Annotated in this window: 11 protein-coding genes; 5 read left to right on the top strand and 6 right to left on the bottom strand. The window is 56.9% G+C overall.

The features are described 5' to 3' along the window. Positions 1–3: 3 nt before the first annotated feature. The 4 genes from mdtC to yegD form a co-directional block, all read right to left on the bottom strand. On the bottom strand, positions 4–3,090 hold the full coding sequence (mdtC, locus tag F9C28_RS16405; protein WP_199016384.1) for a multidrug efflux RND transporter permease subunit MdtC: 3,087 nt from the start codon (positions 3,088–3,090) through the stop codon (positions 4–6). Further along, positions 3,091–6,213 (bottom strand): MdtB/MuxB family multidrug efflux RND transporter permease subunit, encoded by a 3,123-nt coding sequence (locus F9C28_RS16400; RefSeq protein ID WP_199016383.1) that lies wholly within the window; start codon positions 6,211–6,213, stop codon positions 3,091–3,093. It abuts the gene before it with no gap. Next, complete coding sequence (locus F9C28_RS16395; protein WP_199016382.1) at positions 6,213–7,496, bottom strand: MdtA/MuxA family multidrug efflux RND transporter periplasmic adaptor subunit; 1,284 nt, start codon at positions 7,494–7,496, stop codon at positions 6,213–6,215. Before F9C28_RS16395 ends, F9C28_RS16400 begins: the two co-directional genes overlap by 1 nt. 186 nt (positions 7,497–7,682) lie before the next feature. Beyond that, positions 7,683–9,038 (bottom strand): molecular chaperone, encoded by a 1,356-nt coding sequence (yegD, locus tag F9C28_RS16390; protein WP_199016381.1) that lies wholly within the window; start codon positions 9,036–9,038, stop codon positions 7,683–7,685. A gap of 109 nt (positions 9,039–9,147) precedes the next feature. Here yegD and alkA point away from each other — a divergent pair, with 109 nt between their 5' ends. Then, a complete protein-coding gene (gene alkA, locus F9C28_RS16385; protein ID WP_199016380.1) occupies positions 9,148–10,005 on the top strand; it encodes a DNA-3-methyladenine glycosylase 2 in 858 nt (285 codons plus the stop codon). On the opposite strand, the gene F9C28_RS16380 is transcribed toward alkA, so the two are convergent. Next, a complete protein-coding gene (locus F9C28_RS16380) occupies positions 9,987–12,914 on the bottom strand; it encodes a diguanylate cyclase domain-containing protein (protein ID WP_199016379.1) in 2,928 nt (975 codons plus the stop codon). The two genes, alkA and F9C28_RS16380, sit on opposite strands and share 19 nt — an antisense overlap. 318 nt (positions 12,915–13,232) lie before the next feature. Here F9C28_RS16380 and udk point away from each other — a divergent pair, with 318 nt between their 5' ends. The 3 genes from udk (at position 13,233) to asmA (ending at position 16,584) form a co-directional block, all read left to right on the top strand. Beyond that, positions 13,233–13,874 carry a uridine kinase gene (gene udk, locus F9C28_RS16375; RefSeq protein WP_199016378.1) on the top strand — a complete coding sequence of 214 codons (642 nt, stop codon included), beginning with the start codon at positions 13,233–13,235 and terminating at the stop codon, positions 13,872–13,874. Between the two features lie 115 nt (positions 13,875–13,989). Next, the gene (gene dcd, locus F9C28_RS16370) at positions 13,990–14,571 is read left to right on the top strand and encodes a dCTP deaminase (protein WP_199016377.1); all 582 of its coding nucleotides are present in this window, start codon (positions 13,990–13,992) and stop codon (positions 14,569–14,571) included. Between the two features lie 147 nt (positions 14,572–14,718). Then, positions 14,719–16,584: an outer membrane assembly protein AsmA gene (gene asmA / locus F9C28_RS16365; RefSeq protein ID WP_199016376.1), complete on the top strand. Its 1,866-nt coding sequence runs from the start codon at positions 14,719–14,721 to the stop codon at positions 16,582–16,584. A 61-nt stretch (positions 16,585–16,645) separates the two neighbouring features. Here asmA and F9C28_RS16360 read toward each other — a convergent pair whose 3' ends face one another. Then, complete coding sequence (locus tag F9C28_RS16360) at positions 16,646–18,223, bottom strand: TerC family protein (protein ID WP_199016375.1); 1,578 nt, start codon at positions 18,221–18,223, stop codon at positions 16,646–16,648. 794 nt (positions 18,224–19,017) lie between these two features. Between F9C28_RS16360 and galF the strand changes: the two genes are divergently transcribed. Continuing rightward, a complete protein-coding gene (galF, locus tag F9C28_RS16355; RefSeq protein WP_199016374.1) occupies positions 19,018–19,908 on the top strand; it encodes a UTP--glucose-1-phosphate uridylyltransferase GalF in 891 nt (296 codons plus the stop codon). The last annotated feature ends 166 nt before the right edge of the window (positions 19,909–20,074 follow it).

Here is a 20,074-nt window from a genome sequence, read left to right as displayed (position 1 = left end):
CCATTACTCACTTATTGATAGGCTGTCACTCTGATGCTGAGTACGGCGAAAACGCAGCCGCAGCCGGTCAAAGAATAAATAAACCACCGGTGTGGTGTACAGGGTCAGCAACTGGCTGACGATAAGCCCACCGGCAATGGTTATCCCCAGGGGCTGGCGCAGCTCTGCGCCGTTACCGCTGGAGAGCACCAGCGGCAGGGCACCGAACAGCGCGGCGAGGGTGGTCATCATGATCGGCCGAAAGCGCAACAGGCAGGCCTGGAAGATGGCTTTCTCCGGGGAGACATTGCCATTGCGCTGGGCTTCAATCGCAAAGTCCACCATCATGATGGCGTTTTTCTTCACAATACCTATCAGCAGCATGATGCCGATAAGCGCTATCAGGCTGAAGGGCGCATCAAACAACTCCAGCGCCAGCAGCGCCCCGACACCGCCCGATGGCAGGGTGGACAGGATGGTCAGTGGGTGAATGTAACTTTCGTACAGTATCCCCAGCACAATATAGACCGTGGCGATGGCGGCCAGGATCAGCACCACCTGATCATTCATGGTCTGCTGGAATACCTGTGCGGTACCGGCCCACATACCGCGCACGGTGTTAGGCACCCCGAGCTGGGTGATGGTGCGGTCAATGGCGTCGCTGGCGTCGGACAGCGCCATGCCGGTGGGCAGGTTGAAAGAAATGGTCGAGGCCGCCGACAATCCCTGATGGTTCACCGACAGCGGGGAGTTGGCGGGCTGCCATTTGGCAAAGTAGGACAGCGGGATAGATTTACCCTCGCGATTAATGATAAACATCTGATCCAGCGCGCTGATGTCCTGGGTGTAGCGCTCATCGACTTCCATCACCACATGGTACTGGTTGAGCGGCTGATAGATAGTGGATACCTGGCGCTGTCCAAAGGCGTTATTCAGCAGGTTATTGACGTCAGATACGCTAATCCCCAGCCGCGCCATGGTTTCGCGATCGTAGGTCAGGTCCATTTCGGAGCCTTTATCCTGCTGATCTGAGTTAACATCCGCCAGCTGTGGCAATTTGGCTAATGCCTGGCGAATCTTCGGCTCCCAGGTCCGCAGGGCGGAGAGGTCATCAGACAATAACGTGTACTGGTAGCTGGCGTTAGACTGGCGCCCCCCAACCCGAATATCCTGTACCGCCATCAGAAACAGACTTGCTCCTGGCTCTTTGGCCAGCTTAGTCCGCAGCCGGGCGATCACTTGCTGGGCGGTATCTTTGCGCACCCCCAGCGGCTTGAGGGTGATAAACATCATGCCGCTGTTCACCCGGGAGCCGCCGGTAAAGCCGGTGACATTATCCACGTCATGATCGTTGCGGATAATCTGCATAAAGTCCTGTAATTTACCGCGCATCGCCTGGAACGAGATACTCTGATCCGCCTGAATATTGCCCATAATCACCCCGGTATCCTGTTCCGGGAAGAAGGTCTTCGGGATATTGATATACAGCCAGACATTTAGCACGATGGTGGCGATCAGCACACAGCCCGTCAGCAGGGTGTGGTTGAGCACCCATTTGAGGGAGATGGCATAGCGCATTTGCAGGTTGACCAGCAGGCGGCCAAAGCCTTTCTTGCGCGACTGGCGGTTTTTCTCCGCTTTAAGTAACCAGCCACACATCATCGGCGTCAGGGTGAGGGAGACCACCAGCGAGATAGCAATCGCCACGGTGAGGGTGACCGCAAACTCCCGGAACAGCCTGCCGGGTAGCCCGCTCATCAGCAGCAGCGGTAAGAAGACCGCGATCAGCGAAATACTCATCGACAGCACGGTAAAGCCCACTTCGCGCACCCCCTGGAGTGCGGCCTGGAGCGGTTTGATACCGCTCTCCAGATGGCGGGCAATATTCTCCAGCACCACGATGGCGTCATCGACCACGAAACCGGTGGCGATAGTCAGCGCCATCAGCGACAGGTTATTCAGGCTATAGCCGCACAGATACATGGCCGCAAAGGTGCCAATCAGCGATACCGGCACCGCCACGGCGGGAATAAAGGTCGCCCGGCCAGAGCGTAAAAACAAGAACACCACCAGAATCACCAGCGCCACAGAAATCACCAGGCTCTGTTCAACCTCTTCTAACGAGGCGCGGATCGTCGGGGAGCGATCCTGGGCAATTTGCAGATCGACCGAGGCCGGGATTTGTTCGCGAAGATCCGGTATTTTGGCGCGGATCCGGTCAACGGTTTCAATAATATTGGCATCTGCCGATTTACGGATCATCAGCAAAATGGCCGGTTTGGCATTGGTCATCCCGGCGGTGCGGATATCTTCAACCGCGTTAGTGACCTCAGCCACATCCTGCAAATGGACGGCGGCACCGTTGTTATAGTGGATGATTAGCGGCTGGTATTCTGCGGCGGTTTTCAGCTCATCATTGGTCTGGAGCTGCCAGCGCTGGTTGCTGTCCTCCACGGCGCCCTGAGGCTTGCGCACGTTGGCATTGCTAATGGCGGTGCGCACGTCATCCAGGGAAACCCCCTGGTTAAACAGTGCCTGGGGGTTGAGCGCGATCCGCACCGCCGGTAGTGAGCTGCCGCCGACATCGACATCGCCCACCCCGTCAATCTGGGAGATAGTCTGGGCCAGTTGGGTAGAGGCCACATCATAGAGTTGCCCCTGGCTGAGGGTGTCGGAGGTGAGGGTCAGGATCATGACCGGGCTATCGGACGGGTTCGCCTTACGATAGGTGGGGCGGCTGGGCATCCCGCTGGGCAACAGGCTCTGGGCGGCGTTAATCGCCGCCTGCACATCCCGGGCGGCGCCGTTGATATCGCGGTTAAAATCGAACTGCAAAATAATTCGCGTGCTGCCCAGCGAGCTGGATGACGTCATCTCGTTCACCCCGGCAACCCGGCCAAGGGCGCGCTCCAGCGGCGTCGCCACCGAGGACGCCATCGTCTCGGGGGAGGCCCCCGGCAGCGAGGCGCTGATCATAATAACCGGGAAGTCGACCTGGGGCAGGGGCGCGACCGGCAGCATTTTCAGCCCCAGCAGGCCACACAGGGTGACGGCAATACTCAGCAGAATGGTGGCCACCGGCCGGTGAATAAACAGCGCAAAGATATTCATTTACGCGTCCTCACGGGCGTGGATAAACCGTTTACGCATCCGCAGAGCCAGGCGGTCAAACAGCAAATAAATTACCGGGGTGGTGAACAGCGTTAATACCTGGCTGACCATCAGCCCGCCCACCATACCGATCCCCAGCGGGCGGCGCAGCTCTGCCCCGACACCGGTGCTCAGCATCAGGGGCAGTGCCCCCAGCAGTGCCGCCAGGGTGGTCATCAGGATCGGGCGAAAGCGCAATAAACAGGCCTGATAGATAGCCTCCCGGGGGGCCATGCCCTGTTCGCGTTCCGCGGCGAGGGCAAAGTCGATCATCATGATGGCGTTTTTCTTGACGATACCGATCAGCAGGATGATACCGATAATGGCAATCACATCCAGCTCACTGCCGGCCAGCATCAGCGAGAGCAGCGCCCCGACTCCGGCGGTAGGCAGGGTGGACAATATGGTTATCGGGTGGATAAAGCTCTCATACAGCACGCCGAGCACGATATACATCGCCACGACCGCCGCCACAATCAGCCAGACAGTGCTGCCCAGCGCCGCCTGGAAGGCCAGCGAGCTGCCCTGGAAGTGGGTGCTGATATCGGAAGGCAAATCAAGTTCATTTTCCGCTGCGGCAATCGCTTTTACCGCATCACCCAGGGCGTAGTTACTGTTGACGTTAAACGAGATGGTGGTTGACGGGAACTGGTCGAGGTGATTGATGGTCAGCGGCCCAAAACGCTGTTCAATCTTCGCAATACTGTTTAGCGGGATAGCCCCGCCGTCGCTACTGGTCAGGCGAATATTATCCAGCGCGCTCAACCCGGGGGTGGCGGTAATATTGTGGCCCAGTACTACGCGGTACTGGTTCGCCTGGGTATAAATGGTGGAGATCAGCCGCTGGCCGAAGGCGTTATACAGCGCGTTGTCAATATCCGCCATGCTGATCCCTAACCGGCTGGCGCTGGCGCGGTCGACATTAATGTAGCCAACCAGCCCCTGATCCTGCCAGTCGCTGCTGACATCGGACAACTGCGGCAGGGTGTTAAGTTTCGCCATCAGTTTTGGCACCCACAGGCTCAGCTCGTCGAGGGAGGTGGTTTGTAGCGTGAACTGATATTGGGTGCGGCTCACCTGGGTGTCGATGGTCAGATCCTGGATCGGCTGTAAATACAGCTGGGCCCCGGGGATATTTGCCGTTGCCTGCTGTAGCCGGTCAATGACCGCTGAAACCCGATCGCTACGCTGGTTAAGGGGTTTGAGCATAATTTGCAGGCGGCCGGTATTGAGCGCCGGGTTGGTGCCGTCAACCCCGATAAACGATGTCAGGCTTTCGACGGCGGGATCTTGCATGATTATCGCGGCAACCTGCTGCTGGCGCTGGGCCATATTGGCAAACGATACCGACTGCGGGGCTTGTAACGTCCCCTGAATAATGCCGTTATCCTGAATTGGGAAGAAGCCTTTCGGAATAACCACCCACAGCAACACCGTCAGAAATAAGGTGCCAATGGCCACGCTAAGGGTCAGCCAGGGATGATTCAGCACCCGGCGCAGCCCGTGGCCGTAATACTCAATGATCCGCTCGAATACCCGCTCACAGGCCCGGGAGAACCGGTTCTGCTTGCGCAGCGATTCATGGCTCAGCAGGCGGGCGCACATCATGGGGGTCAGGGTCAGCGACACCACGGCGGAAATCAAAATCGACACCGCCAGGGTGACGGCAAATTTCCGGAACAGCCGCCCGACAATATCCCCCATAAACAACAGCGGGATCAGTACTGCAATCAGCGACAGGGTCAGGGAGATAATGGTAAAGCCTATCTCACCGGCCCCTTTCAGCGCCGCCTGGAGCGGTTTTTCGCCGCGTTCGATATAGCGTGAAATGTTCTCGATAACCACGATGGCGTCATCCACCACGAAGCCGGTGGCAATGGTCAGGGCCATCAGGGTGAGGTTGTTTATCGAGAAATCAAGAAAGACCATCGCGGCGAAGGTGCCCACCAGGGAGAGCGGCACCGCCACGGCGGGAATAATCGTGGCCGGCACATTACGCAGAAACAGGTAGATTATCATCACCACCAGCGAGATGGCGAGCAACAGCTCATGCTGGGTATCGGTGACTGAGGCGCGAATATTGCTGGTGCGATCGGCCAGTAACTGCACATTGACTGATTTTGGCAGGCTGGAGGTCAGGGCCGGCAGCATTGCGCGAATACTGTCGGCGGTGGCGATAATATTCGCCCCGGGCTGGCGTTGAATATTCAGTACAATGGCCGGTTTTTTGTTGGCCCAGGCCCCCAGCCAGCTGTTTTCCGCCCCCTGATCAACGGTCGCCACATCACCAAGGTATACCGGGGCGTTGTTTTGCCACGCCACCACCAGTTTGCGGTACTCATCGGCAGACTGCATCTGATCGTTAGCGGATAGCGTGATCGCCCGTTGCGGGCCATCCAGGCTCCCTTTGGCGGAGTTCACGTTGGCATTACTGATGGCGGTGCGGATGTCTTCGCTGGTCAGGCCCAGTGATGCAATGGCCTGAGCATTCAGGTTTACCCGCACAGCGGGCCGCTGGCCGCCGGACAAGGTCACCAGCCCGACGCCGGAGACCTGCGATATTTTCTGGGCGACCCGGGTCTCAATCATATCCTCGACCTGGGTCATTGGCAGGGCCGTGGAGGTGACGGCCAGGGTCATGATGGGCGGATCTGCGGGGTTGACTTTGCTGTATACCGGCGGGTTAGGCAGGTCAGTGGGCAGCAGGTTGGTGGCCGCGTTGATGGCCGCCTGGACTTCCTGCTCGGCAATGTCGAGAGACAGATTGATATCAAACTGCAGTGTGACAACCGACGCACCACCGGCACTGCTGGAAGACATCTGTTTCAGCCCGGACATCTGGCCGAACTGGCGCTCCAGCGGGGCGGTAATGGCAGAGGTGGTCACGTCCGGGCTGGCCCCGGGGTACAGGGTGACAACCTGAATCGTCGGGTAGTCCACCTCCGGCAGGGCGGAGATAGGCAGAAAGCGGTAGCCGACAATACCGGCCAGCAAAATGGCCAGCATCAGCAGGGTGGTCGCCACAGGGCGCAAAATAAACAGGCGTGACGGGCCGCCGGTAGCGCCAGGAGGAAGTACCTGCATCAGGACTGCGTCCCCTGCCGGTGAGCATGCGCTTTGCCTTCACGGGATGCTGGCTGATCGGCCGGTGCGCCGGTGGCCGGCGCGGCGCTGTCGCTGTGCGCGTCAACCACTTCGACTTTGGCTCCGTCAGTCAGGCGGTCAATACCGTCGGTCACGACCCGGGTACCGGCAGATAACCCGGCGCTGACCACGACTTTCTCGCTGTCCTGAATGCCGATGGTCACCAGATGTTTGCTGACTTTATTGTCTTCGCCCAGGGTCCAGACAAAGTGGCCTTCACTGCCCATTTGCAGTGCGGCGGTAGGGATCACCACGGCGTTTTGCTCGGTGTCCACCAGTAACCGGGCGTTGACAAACTGGTTCGGGAACAGGGCATCGTCCTGGTTGGTAAAGCGGGCTTTCAGCTTGATGGTCCCGGTGGTGGTGTCAATCTGGTTGTCCAGACTCATCAGGTGGCCATCGCTCAGTTTTTGGGTGTTGGTGCGGTCCCAGGCTTCTACGCTCAGGGTTTTACCCGCCTTCTGGGCCTGCACGATGGTGGCAATATTGCCTTCCGGCAGGGTGAAGACGACATCAATCGGGTGGGTTTGGGTCAGCACCACAATCCCGGTGGTATCGCTGGTGGAGATCTGGTTGCCGATATCCACTTGTTTGAGGCCGACCCGGCCGTCGATAGGCGCGCTGATTCGGCTCCATTCCAGTTGCAGCCTGGCGCTGGCAACACTGGCCTGATCGGCTTTGATGGTGCCGAGGGTTTCACTGACCAGGGCCTGTTGGGTATCCAGCTCCTGGCGGGAAATCAGGTTGGTTTTGACCAGTTGCTGATAACGGGCTAAATCCCGCCGGGCATTGGCGAGGGTGGCCTGATCTTTGGCCAGTTGCCCCTGGGCCTGGGCGAGGGCGACGTTAAACTGGCTGGGGTCGATTTCTGCCAGTAAATCGCCGGCTTTTACTTGCTGGCCCTCGGTAAAGTGGATAGCCATCAACTGGCCGTCCACCCGGCTACGTACTGTCACGGTATTTGCCGCGGTCACCGTGCCGAGGCCGGTTAAATAGCGCGGCACGGCCTGGTTGACGGCCATGGCGGCTTGCACCGGTGCCAGGGGGCCGCTATTGCGCCCGCCGTGTCTGCCACCACCTTGTGACTGACCGCTCGCCTGGGATTTACCCGTTGCGCTGGCGTCTGGTGCTGAAGAGTGGGTACGCCAGAAAAGCAACGCGGCAATCACAATGATTGCTGTGCTGCTCAGCCAGATCCAACGAGAGTGCTTTGAGCCTTTCATAAGTGGTGTAGTTCTCTTCCTGAAATCATACTTTGGTGCGTAATATTACTAGTTTAGCCAGTCGGGGGCGTCGAAAAATGAAGGAAATGTGGAAGCGGGGGCTGCCAGGATGCCATAGGGGATAATTCCCCCATAATTCGGTGGTTTTTCGGAATAAACTGACCCCCGCAGGGGCCAGCGCAGGGGTTATTTACGGAACATCACCTCAGCCCAGCGGGCGAGGCCTGCGGTAACGGAGCCGAAGTCGTTACCCCCCATAATCGGCAGCCCGGGCAGCAATCCGGCGAGCGCCTGGCGGATCAGCGGTGAGCGGGCGCTGCCCCCGGTCAGATAGATAACGTCCGGCGTTTCATTGCTGGTATCGAGGGCGAGGGTCACCTGTTCAAGGATACGTTGCAGCGGCTGATTCACCGCCGCTTCAAGATCCGCCTGCTGGATCAGGGTGTGCAGATTCTCACGCACAAAATCGAGGCTGACCCCACATTCCGGCTGGCTGGAAAGGGCAATTTTGCTCTCTTCGGCGCTGCGGACCAGGCGGTAACTCAGGCGCTGGCGCCAGACTTTTTGTAGCAGGGCGACGTGCTCCGGCTGGCGGGCATCGCGCACCAGGTCCGCCAGCAACCGGCCACAGGCGGTGCTGTAAAAATCACTCTGGGCGGGCACATCGTTGATGGCCACCGCGTTCCACCAGGGCAGGATCGGCAGGGCGGTGCCTTTCTCTGTCTGGCCGCCCATGCCCAGTAACGGCATCAGTTGCCGGAAGGCTATCATGATATCCAGATCGTTACCGCCGATACGGCAGCCGCTGTGCCCCAGCAGGCTCTCCTGGCGCTCGCGTTTATTGCGCCACTGGGGGCCCATCAGCAGTAATGAGCAGTCCGTGGTCCCCCCGCCAATATCCACCACCAGCACCCGCTGTTCTTTATCGAGGGTGGCTTCAAAGTCCAGCCCGGCGGCGACCGGTTCAAACTGGAACACCACATCGCGAAAACCGGCCCGGCGGGCGGCGCGCGCGAGGATACCTTCTGCCTGCTGGTTAGACTCTTCGCCGCCCAGCCCCTGGAAGTTAATCGGCCGGCCAATAACGGCCTGATCGATGTTATCGTCTGCCTGCTGCTCCGCCTGGTGGCGGATGTGCAGCATCATGGCGCAAACCAGATCTTCAAACAGCGCCACTTGCTGGGGTTTTAACCCGCTGGCACCGAGGAATGATTTTGGGGATTTAACGAACCAGACCTCTTCCGGGTCGTCCATATATTGCGCCAGAGATTGCAGGCCGAACTGGACACTTCCGGGCAGCACACGGATGTCTTCATCACGGTTATAATTCATCGCGCGGCGTAACAGCGCCTGATTTTCGTCCCCCAGGGTGGGCACTTCGTGGTGGCGCCACAGCCATTCGCTGACGGACTCCCGGGTGGGGGCGCAGATCATTGAGGGTAGTAAAGGTGCACCGTTTTCCAGTGCCAGCATCTGCGGCTGGCCATCGCGAATGACGGCGACAGAACAGTTTGCAGTGCCGTAGTCAAAACCAATAAACATGAATCGTCCCCATGCCGTGAAGAAGGGGGGGGACTTTAGCGGAATGTGAGCCTGGCGGCAAGAGGATGTGGCCGCTGAGCACGCCCCTGAGCATAAGGATAAAGAGACCATGTTTGAATTGCACTGGCAGCCCCCCTACGACTGGGGCTGGATGCTGGGATTCCTCGGCGCCCGTACTGTGGCCGGTATTGATCGGGTGACCCCGGCGGGTTACCAGCGTGCGCTGGCGATAGGTGAGCACCGGGGGCTGGTGTCGGTGGCGCCGGATGTGGCCGGGCAGGGGGTTCGGGTGGCGCTGAGCCCTGGCCTGATGCCGGTGGCAGACACTGTCCTGGGGCGGGTCCGCCGGTTGTTGGATCTGGACTGCCCGGTAGCTGAGATGAACGGTGCCCTTGGGGTACTGGCGGCCCCTCACCCGGGTATCCGCCTGCCGGGGTGTATGGACCCTTTTGAACAGATTATTCGGGCAGTGCTCGGGCAACTGGTGAGTGTCGCTATGGCGGCCCGGTTAACCACCCGGCTGGTGGCGCAACTGGGGGCGCCGCTGGAGGATAATCCGGGCTGGTCTGCTTTTCCGGGACCGGCGCAACTGGCGGCGGCGGATCCACTGTTATTAAAGGCCATGGGGATGCCGCTTACCCGGGCCCAGTCCCTGATACATATCGCCCGGGCCTGTCTGGATGGGCACTTTCCGTTACAGGCCCCGGCGGACCCGCTGGCGGGGATCAAGGCGCTAACCCGCTACCCGGGGATTGGCCCATGGACCGCGAACTACTTTGCCCTGCGGGGCTGGCAGGTGGTGGATATTTTCCTCGCGGATGATTACCTGATCAAAAAACGGTTCCCCGGTATGACCACAGCGCTGATCCGCAAATATGCTCAGCGCTGGCAGCCCTGGCGCTCTTATGCGCTTTTGCAGATCTGGCACCAGGAGAGCTGGCAGCCCGATCAGTTAATCGCGAAGTAGCTGGAAGAGAGCAACTGATCCAGGGGCTGCTGGGGCTGGATAGCATCACCGTACATCAGGTTGACGCCGATGCTTTTCAGGGCCTCCGCCGCGGCGGGCAGGGTGACCGGCCCCGCGATACTGATCAGATTATGACGGCGGCTATGGTTATGGATCATGGTGACCATCATACCGTCCACCGGGCTGTCGTGAATGTTCTGAACCTGGCCGGGATCGATCAACACATAACTGATCAGCGCGGGATCCAACTGGCCGACAGCATCCGCCTGGTTGGCGGGCAGCAGTGCGATAATTTCGCAGCCGCGCTGGCGCAGCGTATTCAGTGCGCTGTGTACCGCCGCGGGTTGTGGGGCGCGGCAGGCGGTGGCGGGAATTTCCACCAGGATGTGCCGGGGCTGGAGCGCTACCGGCTCCAGCAGGGCCAGCCACTGGCGGAAACGCTCTGGGCTTGACAAGGTGGTGAGCGAGAGCGGCAGGGAGACGGTTATCCCTTTCAGGCTGACCCGGCGGGCATAATTTTCGACAAACTCCCGGGCCAGGGCACAGTCAAATTCGCTGATCAGCGACTCATCCCGGGAGGCCAGCGCCATCGGGGTAAAAGGGGCGTCGCGCAGCGCGTCGGCAGGCCAGTGCCAGAAGACTCGCCAAAAGCTGCAACTGTCCGGGACATCGGTATGCAGCACGGGCTGGGCAGTTAATGCTGGCGGGTGGTGCCCCAGCCAGCGCGCCATCAGGTGCTGGAGCGGTGGGGCAGCGGTGGCGGCGCTCTGGTCCGGTTCGGCAATAAACGGGCTCACCCGGCCACGGCCATTATGTTTTGAGTGATAACAGGCGATATCTGCCTGGGCCATCAGCTCGCTGGCCTGGCAGTTATCGGTGTTGATTTGGGTTACCCCGGCACTGGCGCCAATACGGAACGTTTGCCCCCCCCACTGGAAGTGATAGCCATTGATGGCCCTGACAATATCCGCAATTACCCGCTGCCCATCGGCCAGCAGGCAGTGGGGCAGGATAATGGCAAACTCATCGCCCCCCAGGCGCGCCAGGAAATCACTGCTGCGCAGTTGATTTTGCATCAACGCGGACAGCTCGCACAGCAACGCGTCCCCGGCGGCGTGGCCTGCCACATCGTTGACCTGCTTGAAATGGTCAAGATCGATAAACCCCAGCACATGTTGTTGTGCGGAATGCGGGTAGTTGCTCAGCAGGTGATCCAGGTAGTGCTCAAAACTGACCCGGTTGGCCAGCCGGGTTAAGCCATCGTGGCTGGCCCGGTAGCTGAGCTGGCGCATCATACTGCGGGATTCGCTGACGTCCTGGATGACCAGCACATAACCAATATTCTGGCCTTCCCGGGTTTTCAGCGGGGTAATGCGGTAGTGGATATCGTAGTGGCCCCCGCGGCGGCAGTGCAGTACCACATCCTGCTCCAGGGCGGGGCGTGAGCTGTCGTGGTGGAGCAGATCCTCAACCACCGGGCCCGATTTCCCCTGGGTGAGCTGTAAGACCTCCTGCAGTGGCTGCCCGAGCCCGCTCTGTTGCTCCCAGCCGCTGAGTTTCTCCGCCACCGGGTTCATAAAGGTGATTTGTAGCTGATCGTCGGTGCAGAGTACCGCTTCGCCTATCGAATGGAGCGTGATATGCAGCCGCTCTTTTTCCTGATACAGCGCTTCGTGGAGCCGCTGGTTGGCTATCCCGGCCAGTTTCAGCTCGTTAATATCTTCTATCTGGGCAATAAAATAGAGCAGGCTGTCGCTGGCGTCCCGCACTGAAGAGACCGCCAGCAGTGCCCATACCGGGGTGCCGTCATGGCGCAAGTAGCGTTTCTCCATAGCGTAATGGTTTATCTCGCCGCCGATCAGCCGCTCCAGCAGGACCAGATCGGCATTCAGATCATCCGGGTGGGTTATCTTCTGGAAATTCAGCGACATCATCTGGTCGCTACTGTACCCGAGGAATTTACACAGGGATTTGTTGACTTGCATCCACTGGCCATTCAGTGACACCAGCGCCATACCAATGGCGGAATACTCCATCGCATTGCGAAAGCGGATTTCGCTTTCGGCAATGTGTTTACGCTCCTCCCGGGAGGCGTACATCACCATGGTCAGCATATTGGCGGGGAGCAACACCATCAGAAAAGGCAGCCAGGAGGCGTTGTGCAGGGCGCGAATATTATTGAGCAGCAGCAGCGACGGGTTAAACGACACCAACATGGAGATAACTAACTGGGTGACGAGGAAAATAAGAAACGCATCCATACGCGGCAGGCGCACCGCACTCCACAGCGTTATCAGGATAACAAAGGTAAACGGCCAGGGCAGGAAATGGAGCGCCAGCCAGCACAGCAGCAGGGTTATTATCAGGGTGATGAGCAACTCTGCCAGTAGCCGCGGCTGGTGATAACGCGCCAGATGCTGGCGAGTTATCACCAGCCCAAGTGGCACCATGGCCAGTGCGCCGATTGACTCTGAAAGCACCCAGGTGAAAAAGGTATGCAGCGTGCGCTCACTAAGCCCCAGCCCGGTCACCAGCACCCCGCCAATCACGGGGGGGATCACCGCGCAGCACAGCACCAGTTGGCCCCAGTCGCTGAGGTTTTTCAGCGGATTTTCCATTGTTAACCGGGTACGTAATAGCGTGGCGCCGATCAGCGCTTCAATCACATTGATGACGTAAAAGGGCAGCGAATCGCGCAGGGTGCCCGGGTAGAACAGGGCATTGGCCAGTATTGCCCCGAGGGTGCAGCACAGCAGTACCCCAGGCCAGTGGCGTAGCGGCAGGTGGAAGGCGGCGATCATCATCAGTGCCGTGGGTAACCAGAGCGGGGTCAGCACGCTGTTGCTTTCTGCCAGCACCATCGAAAATAACGCGCAGAAAAAGCAAATCACCGCAAATAACGGGATCATTATTTGCGGTGGAAGTGGGGGTGTGGCTTTATGCAGGGTATTAATCATGACCAATGGGGCCGCCAAGTCGTTATTTATTGCACTATTCGGTGTTTTTCTTCAATTTTATGCCATATATTCCATTTGCTAACAGATTATTTGCAAATAAGTTACAACTCTGTGAGTTGGCGGGAGAAAAGACGTTTGCGCAGGGGCGTGCCGGGTGAGGGACTATTTCTGACACATTTGACTGGTACTGGCTTACGCTGATCCCTATAATTGCCGCGTTTGGTGCCACAGAGCCCCCTCCTCAATTTCGTTAATCAGGTCGTTAATTCTATGACTGACAAGTCTCATCAATGCGTCATCGTCGGGATCGCCGGTGCTTCAGCTTCAGGGAAAAGTTTAATTGCCAGCACACTCTACCGGGAGCTACGCGAACAAGTCGGTGATGAACACATTGGTGTTATACCGGAAGATTGCTATTACAAAGACCAAAGCCATTTGTCGATGGAAGAGCGAATCAAAACCAACTACGACCATCCTAATGCTATGGATCACAGCCTGTTGTTTCAGCACCTGCAAATGCTGAAAGCGGGCCTGCCTATTGAATTACCGGTATACAGCTACGTTGAGCACACCCGTACTGCGGAAACGGTGCATATGGAGCCGAAGAAAGTGATCATCCTCGAAGGGATTTTATTACTCACCGATGCTCGCCTGCGTGAAGAGATGAATTTTTCTATTTTCGTGGATACGCCGCTGGATATCTGCCTGATGCGCCGTATTAAACGTGATGTGAATGAGCGTGGCCGGTCGATGGATTCTGTTATGGCGCAATATCAGAAAACCGTGCGTCCGATGTTCCTGCAGTTTATCGATCCGTCAAAACAATATGCCGACATTATTGTGCCGCGCGGCGGCGAGAACCGGATTGCGATTGATATTCTGAAAGCGAAAATCAGTCAGTTCTTTGAGTAGTACCCGCTGGCGCTGCGGCTTTCACCGGGTAGAGGCCGCGGCAGTGTAACGGCCTTCTGGTCAATACTGGCGGGCTGTGGCAAGGTAACGGCAGAAAAATGAAAGGAGATCTGTAATGCGTCTTTGCGATCGCGATATTGAAGCCTGGCTCAATGACGGCCGGTTATCTATTACGCCACGCCCCCCCGTTGAGCGGATTAATGGCGCCACGGTGGATGTTCGCCTGGGAAATAACTTTCGTACTTTTCGCGGCCATACGGCGGCGTTTATCGATTTGAGCGGACCAAAAGATGAGGTCAGCGCGGCACTCGACAGGGTGATGAGTGATGAAATAGTGTTAGCGGAAGGGGATGCGTTTTACCTGCACCCCGGAGAACTGGCGCTGGCGGTGACCCTGGAATCTGTTACGCTACCTGCGGATTTGGTCGGCTGGCTGGATGGCCGCTCTTCGCTTGCCCGTCTGGGGCTGATGGTACACGTGACGGCGCACCGTATTGATCCCGGCTGGCAGGGCTGCATTGTGCTGGAGTTTTATAATTCCGGGAAATTGCCCCTGGCGCTGCGTCCGGGGATGATGATCGGCGCGCTGAGCTTCGAGCCACTATCCGGCCCGGCAGCCCGGCCTTATAATCGCCGCCAGGATGCGAAATATCGCGATCAGCAGGGTGCTGTCGCCAGCCGTATTGATAAAGACTGAGCGTCTGATCCGGCAGGCGTTGCTGGTGAGGCCAGCCTGAAATCAGGGGCGGCGGCAATGCCGGATGCCGACTGGTTTCGCTGGTGTATAAATAAGTCCTGATGGGAGCGGGGAATAACCTTTCCTTTTAGTGGCGCAGAGGAATTCATGAGACGATTTATAACCACGCTGATGATCCTGCTGGTTGTGCTGGTGGTCGGCCTGTCAGCGCTGGTGTTAATGGTTAACCCGAATGATTTTCGGGCCTATATGGTGCGGGAAGTCGAACAGCGCAGTGGTTATCAGCTGACCCTTGACGGCGGGCTGCGCTGGCATGTCTGGCCGAAGCTGAGTATTTTGTCCGGGCGTATGCAACTGACGGCCCCGGGGGCGACCCATCCGCTGATCAGCGCCGAAAATATGCGCCTTGATGTGGCGCTCTGGCCGCTGCTTTCCCATCAGTTATCCGTTGATCAGGTGATGCTCAAACGGGCGGTGATTGAACTTAGCCCGGAAACCGAAGCGCGACGCCCTCAGGGGGCGCCGAAACAGCCGGGTAATGACAGCGAGGGTATTCCGGTTGATCTGGGGCGCGGCTGGTCTTTTGATATCGGTAAGTTGTCGGTTACCGACAGTTTGCTGGTTTTCCAGCATGCGGCCGATGAGCAGATCACGGTGCGCGATATTAATCTGCAAATGGAGCAGAACGAAAATCACCAGGGACAACTGACGTTCAGTGCCCGTATCAATCGCGATCAGCGCGATCTTACCCTGGCGATGGACGCCGGGCTGGATGCCAGTAGCTACCCGCATATTCTGCGCGCAAACTTCACCAATATCAGTTACCAGTACCAGGGGGCCGATCTTCCGCCCCAGGGGATCCGCGGCATGGGGAAAATGCAGCTCTCCTGGCTGGAAGCGGATAAAAAACTGGCGGTGACGGACTTTGGTCTTACCGCAAATGACAGTACTTTTAACGGTAGTTTTTCAGTCAATCTCACCCAGACCCCTCAATGGCAGATGGCGCTGTCTTCACCGCGGCTGAATCTGGATAATTTGCTGGTCAGCCACGACACTGCGCCGGTATCGGGCGGTAATTCGCGTTCCCCGGCGCAGGGCAGTGAGCCAAAATCCCTGCCGCGCCCGGTTATCTCTGGTGGGCTGGATCAGCCTGAGATGTCAGCATTGCAGGGCTTTATCGGTAACCTGGCACTCAATGCCAGTGAAGTGATTTGGCGCGGTTTGACCTTTAACGACGTGGCCCTTGCCGCCCAGAACAAGCTGGGGCTGGCCACCATCAGTAAACTGGAAGGCCGCTCCGGCAGCGGTACCCTTAGCCTGCCGGCCACCCTCGATGCCCGGACGGCGAATCAGCAAATCACCGTGGCGCCAAAAATTGATAATGTCGAGATTGGCCCCATCCTGACGGCGTTTCACTATCCGTTGGCGCTCACCGGTAAAGTCTCCCTGGACGGTGCATTTAGCGGTACGAGTTTTGATGCGCTGGACTTCCGCCAGAACTGGCAGGGGAAAGCCCGGATCAGTATGCAGGACTCCCGCATGCAGGGGATGAATTTCCAGCAGATGATCCAGCAGGCGGTGGTGCGTAATCGTAGTGATGTGAAAGCACAACAGAACTATGATGACGCCACGATCCTCAGTGAGTTTACCGCGGATGCCGTGCTGCATAACGGCACCCTGGCTTTCCAGAATATGGCCGGGAAATCGAAGATGCTGAGCCTTACCGGCAACGGTACCCTGGATCTCAACCAGCAGCTGTGCGATTCCCAGTTCAGTATTATGGTGACCGGCGGCTGGCAGGGCGATAACCGGCTGGTTGAGCTGCTCAAACGTACGGCTATTCCGCTGCGGGTTTATGGCCCGTGGCAGCATTTGAGTTACAACCTGCAGGTGGATCAGATGCTGCGTAAACAGTTACAGGATGAAGCGAAACAGCGCCTGAAGAACTGGGCGGATCGCAATAAAGACACTAATCGGGGCAAGGATATCAAGCAGTTGCTCGATAAGCTGTAACCGTAAATAAAATAAAAAGGCCGGATATTCCGGCCTTTTTTGATCCCGCCAGCGGCACGGCTTACACTTCGTAGTCAAGCATACCGGCAGGGGCTGGGGGGATAATAGTGACTTTTTGCACCCGGTGGCTGTCTACCTCATCGGTACGTATTTGATAGCCCCCCACCACAATATATTCGCCTGGGGCCGGGATATGCTGTAGATATTCCATCAGCAGACCGGCAACCGTATGGTATTCACGTTTGCTGTCCAGCGGCAGCGGAATGATTTGTACCAGGTCATCAAGCGGCATATGGCCGTTAACGGTCCAGCTGCCATCGCTGTTTTTATGGATATCGTAGCGGGCGTCGGTTTCATCAACCTCATTCGGCAGATTACCGGCAATGGTTTCCGTTACATCGCTGAGTGTTACCAGCCCCTCTACAGAACCAAACTCATCGGCGACAAACGCGAAGTGGGTGCGGGCGTGGCGGAATTGTTCGAGGGCGTGCAGCAGGGGTAATCCCTCCGGGAAAACCAGCGGCTGGCGGAGCAATGCCCGCAGATCCAGTGGCTGGCCGTGCAGTAATTGCTGTAGCAGATCAATCACGTGCACCACCCCGATAGGGTTGTCCGCCCCTTCGGTGATCACCAGCCGGGTGTGCTGGTTCTTATCCAGCAGCTCACGAACGGTGGCTTCAGGCTCACTAAGATCGATGTGCTCAATATCATGGCGTGAGGTCATAATACTGCTGACGGTGCGCTGGTTGAGCTTGAGAACCCGGGCGATCATCCGGCGTTCCTGGGGGTTAAAAATGGTGTTATTACTGCCGCCGGCAACCAGATGGGCAGTATCCGGGTCCAGTTCAGCCTCTTCCTGGCGGCCGCTGAGCAGGCGCATGACGGCCTCTGCAGTACGCTGGCGTAAAGACAGGTTTGCACTAAGAAAGCGCCGCCGGTTGAAAATGGCCAGCTGATTCAGGGACTCGATAATCACCGAAAAGCCAATGGCCGCGTACAGATAGCCTTTGGGAATAATCACCCCAAACCCTTCGGCCACCAGGCTAAAGCCAATCATCAGTAAGAAGCTCAGGCACAGGATAACAATGGTCGGGTGGCTGTTAACAAAGCGGGTGATCGGTTTGCTGGCCAGGATCATCAGCGACATAGCAACGATAACCGCCGCCATCATCACCGCGAGGTGCTCGACCATCCCGACGGCGGTAATGACCGAATCGAGGGAGAACACCGCGTCCAGAATCACAATTTGCGCCACCACCGGCCAAAATCTGGCGCCCCGGCGCTGGGTCACATTCTCGTGGTCTTTCCCTTCCAGGCGCTCATTAAGCTCAATGGTGGCTTTAAACAACAGGAATAGCCCGCCAAATAGCATTATCAGATCCCGGGCACTGAAGCTAAACCCCCGAATGCTGAAGAGGGGAGTGGTCAGGGTCACCAGCCATGAAATGGACGCCAGCAGGACAAGGCGCATCAGCATTGCCAGCACCAGGCCGGTTACCCGGGCGCGATCGCGCTGCCTGGCGGGGAGCTTTTCCGCCAGGATAGCAATAAAAACTAAATTATCGATGCCCAGCACCAGCTCAATAACAATCAGGGTGACAAGCCCTGCCCAGATCGATGGATCGACGAGCCATTCCATAAAAAAATGTGGTTACCTTTATTAACATGACGAATGTCACAGTTACAGGATGGATAACTCTCGTAATAATTGCAATATTTGCACCGGTTATGGGCCGGCGTCGTGGAAATGCTGCGATTGAAATGCAGATAGCAAAGATATTATCGTGCAATAAGTGCGCTATTTTTGGGCGGTTAATAACCTAAATAGCACAATAAGTAACTTATTTACGCATAAAAAAATATTTATTTAACATGAGTTGACGATATAGCTAATTTTCACAGGGTTTATTATTAAGAATATTCGCAATTAACCACCGGGGAACTATCAACAGGGTTGATTGATTAAGGCTAAGGGCAGGAATTTTTATATATCTTAAGCGGTTTTTTTATGGCAGCGGATAATTACTGGCAGAATAAAATAGCAGCAAATGTAGTCTCTTTTCACGACTGACAAAATACATCAACGCATGATGATTACCGATGTTGATTATGTAATTTATTGATATTTATAAATATTTTATGGGCTTTCATTAGCGCAATACCTCGCTGGTTATTGGCCTGTGGCGGCAAGGGGGGACGTATTATTCACCCACCTGGCGGGTGGCGGGCTGATTTTGCGGTAAAAAATACGGCTGCGAATGAGGACATTTACGATAATTCCTGGCTAACTCTGCGTCCCTGACCGGTATTTTGCCTGCACCAGTCCTTTTGTCGCGGGCCTGCGGCGCGGTGCGTTTGTTGATGCGTAAAACCTGCTGGCTTCGCAGCACGAAAAGGCTATAATTCACCAACCATTTTGAGGTGGGATTGAAAATGACTAATTTAAAAGCGGTTATCCCTGTTGCTGGACTGGGAATGCATATGTTGCCAGCGACCAAAGCGATTCCTAAGGAAATGTTGCCGATTGTCGATAAACCGATGATTCAGTACATTGTTGACGAGATTGTCGCGGCGGGGATCAAAGAGATTGTACTGGTTACACATTCATCCAAAAATGCCGTTGAAAACCACTTTGACACCTCTTACGAGCTGGAAGCGCTGCTTGAACAGCGTGTGAAACGCCAGCTGCTCGCTGAAGTTAAATCTATCTGCCCGCCAGGGGTGACCATCATGAACGTGCGTCAGGGCCATGCTCTGGGGCTGGGTCACTCTATCCTGTGCGCGAAGCCGTTGATCGGCGAAAATCCATTTGTGGTGGTGCTGCCGGACATTATTCTGGATGATGCGACTGCGGATCCGCTGCGCTACAATCTGGCCGCCATGGTTGCGCGTTTTAACGACAATGGCCGTAGCCAGGTACTGGCTAAGCGTATGGCCGGCGATCTGTCTGAATATTCTGTTATCAGCACCGATGAGAAGCTGGAAAACGAAGGCCAGGTGGCGCGTATTGTGGACTTCATCGAGAAACCCGATGAGCCACAGACCCTGGATTCTGATTTGATGGCCGTGGGCCGCTATGTGCTGTCGGCGGACATTTGGGCTGAACTTGAGAAAGTACAGCCCGGTGCCTGGGGCCGTTACCAGTTGACTGATGCGATTTCTGCCATGAATCAGTATCATCCGGTTGAAGCGATGCTGATGACCGGGCAAAGTTACGACTGTGGCAAGAAAATGGGCTACATGCAGGCGTTTGTCCAGTACGGGCTGCGCAACCTGAAAGAAGGGCAGAAGTTCAGGGAACGGATTGAATCATTGCTGGGGTAAGTCGATAATTGCGGCAACCAGCGGTAAAAAAGAGGGGATGCAGATCCCCTTGTTTTTACGCGTAACTGAGGCTTTGTTGAATAAATCAGATTTCGGGTAAGTCTCCCCCGTAGCGGGTTGTGTTTTCAGGCAATACGCACACTTTCAGGCATACCTGCTTTCGTCA

This window comes from Shimwellia pseudoproteus (genome assembly GCF_016415625.1).
Classification (GTDB): domain Bacteria; phylum Pseudomonadota; class Gammaproteobacteria; order Enterobacterales; family Enterobacteriaceae; genus Shimwellia; species Shimwellia pseudoproteus.
Note: the sequence above shows the minus strand (reverse complement) of the source record. Positions and strands in the feature narration are given on the sequence as shown.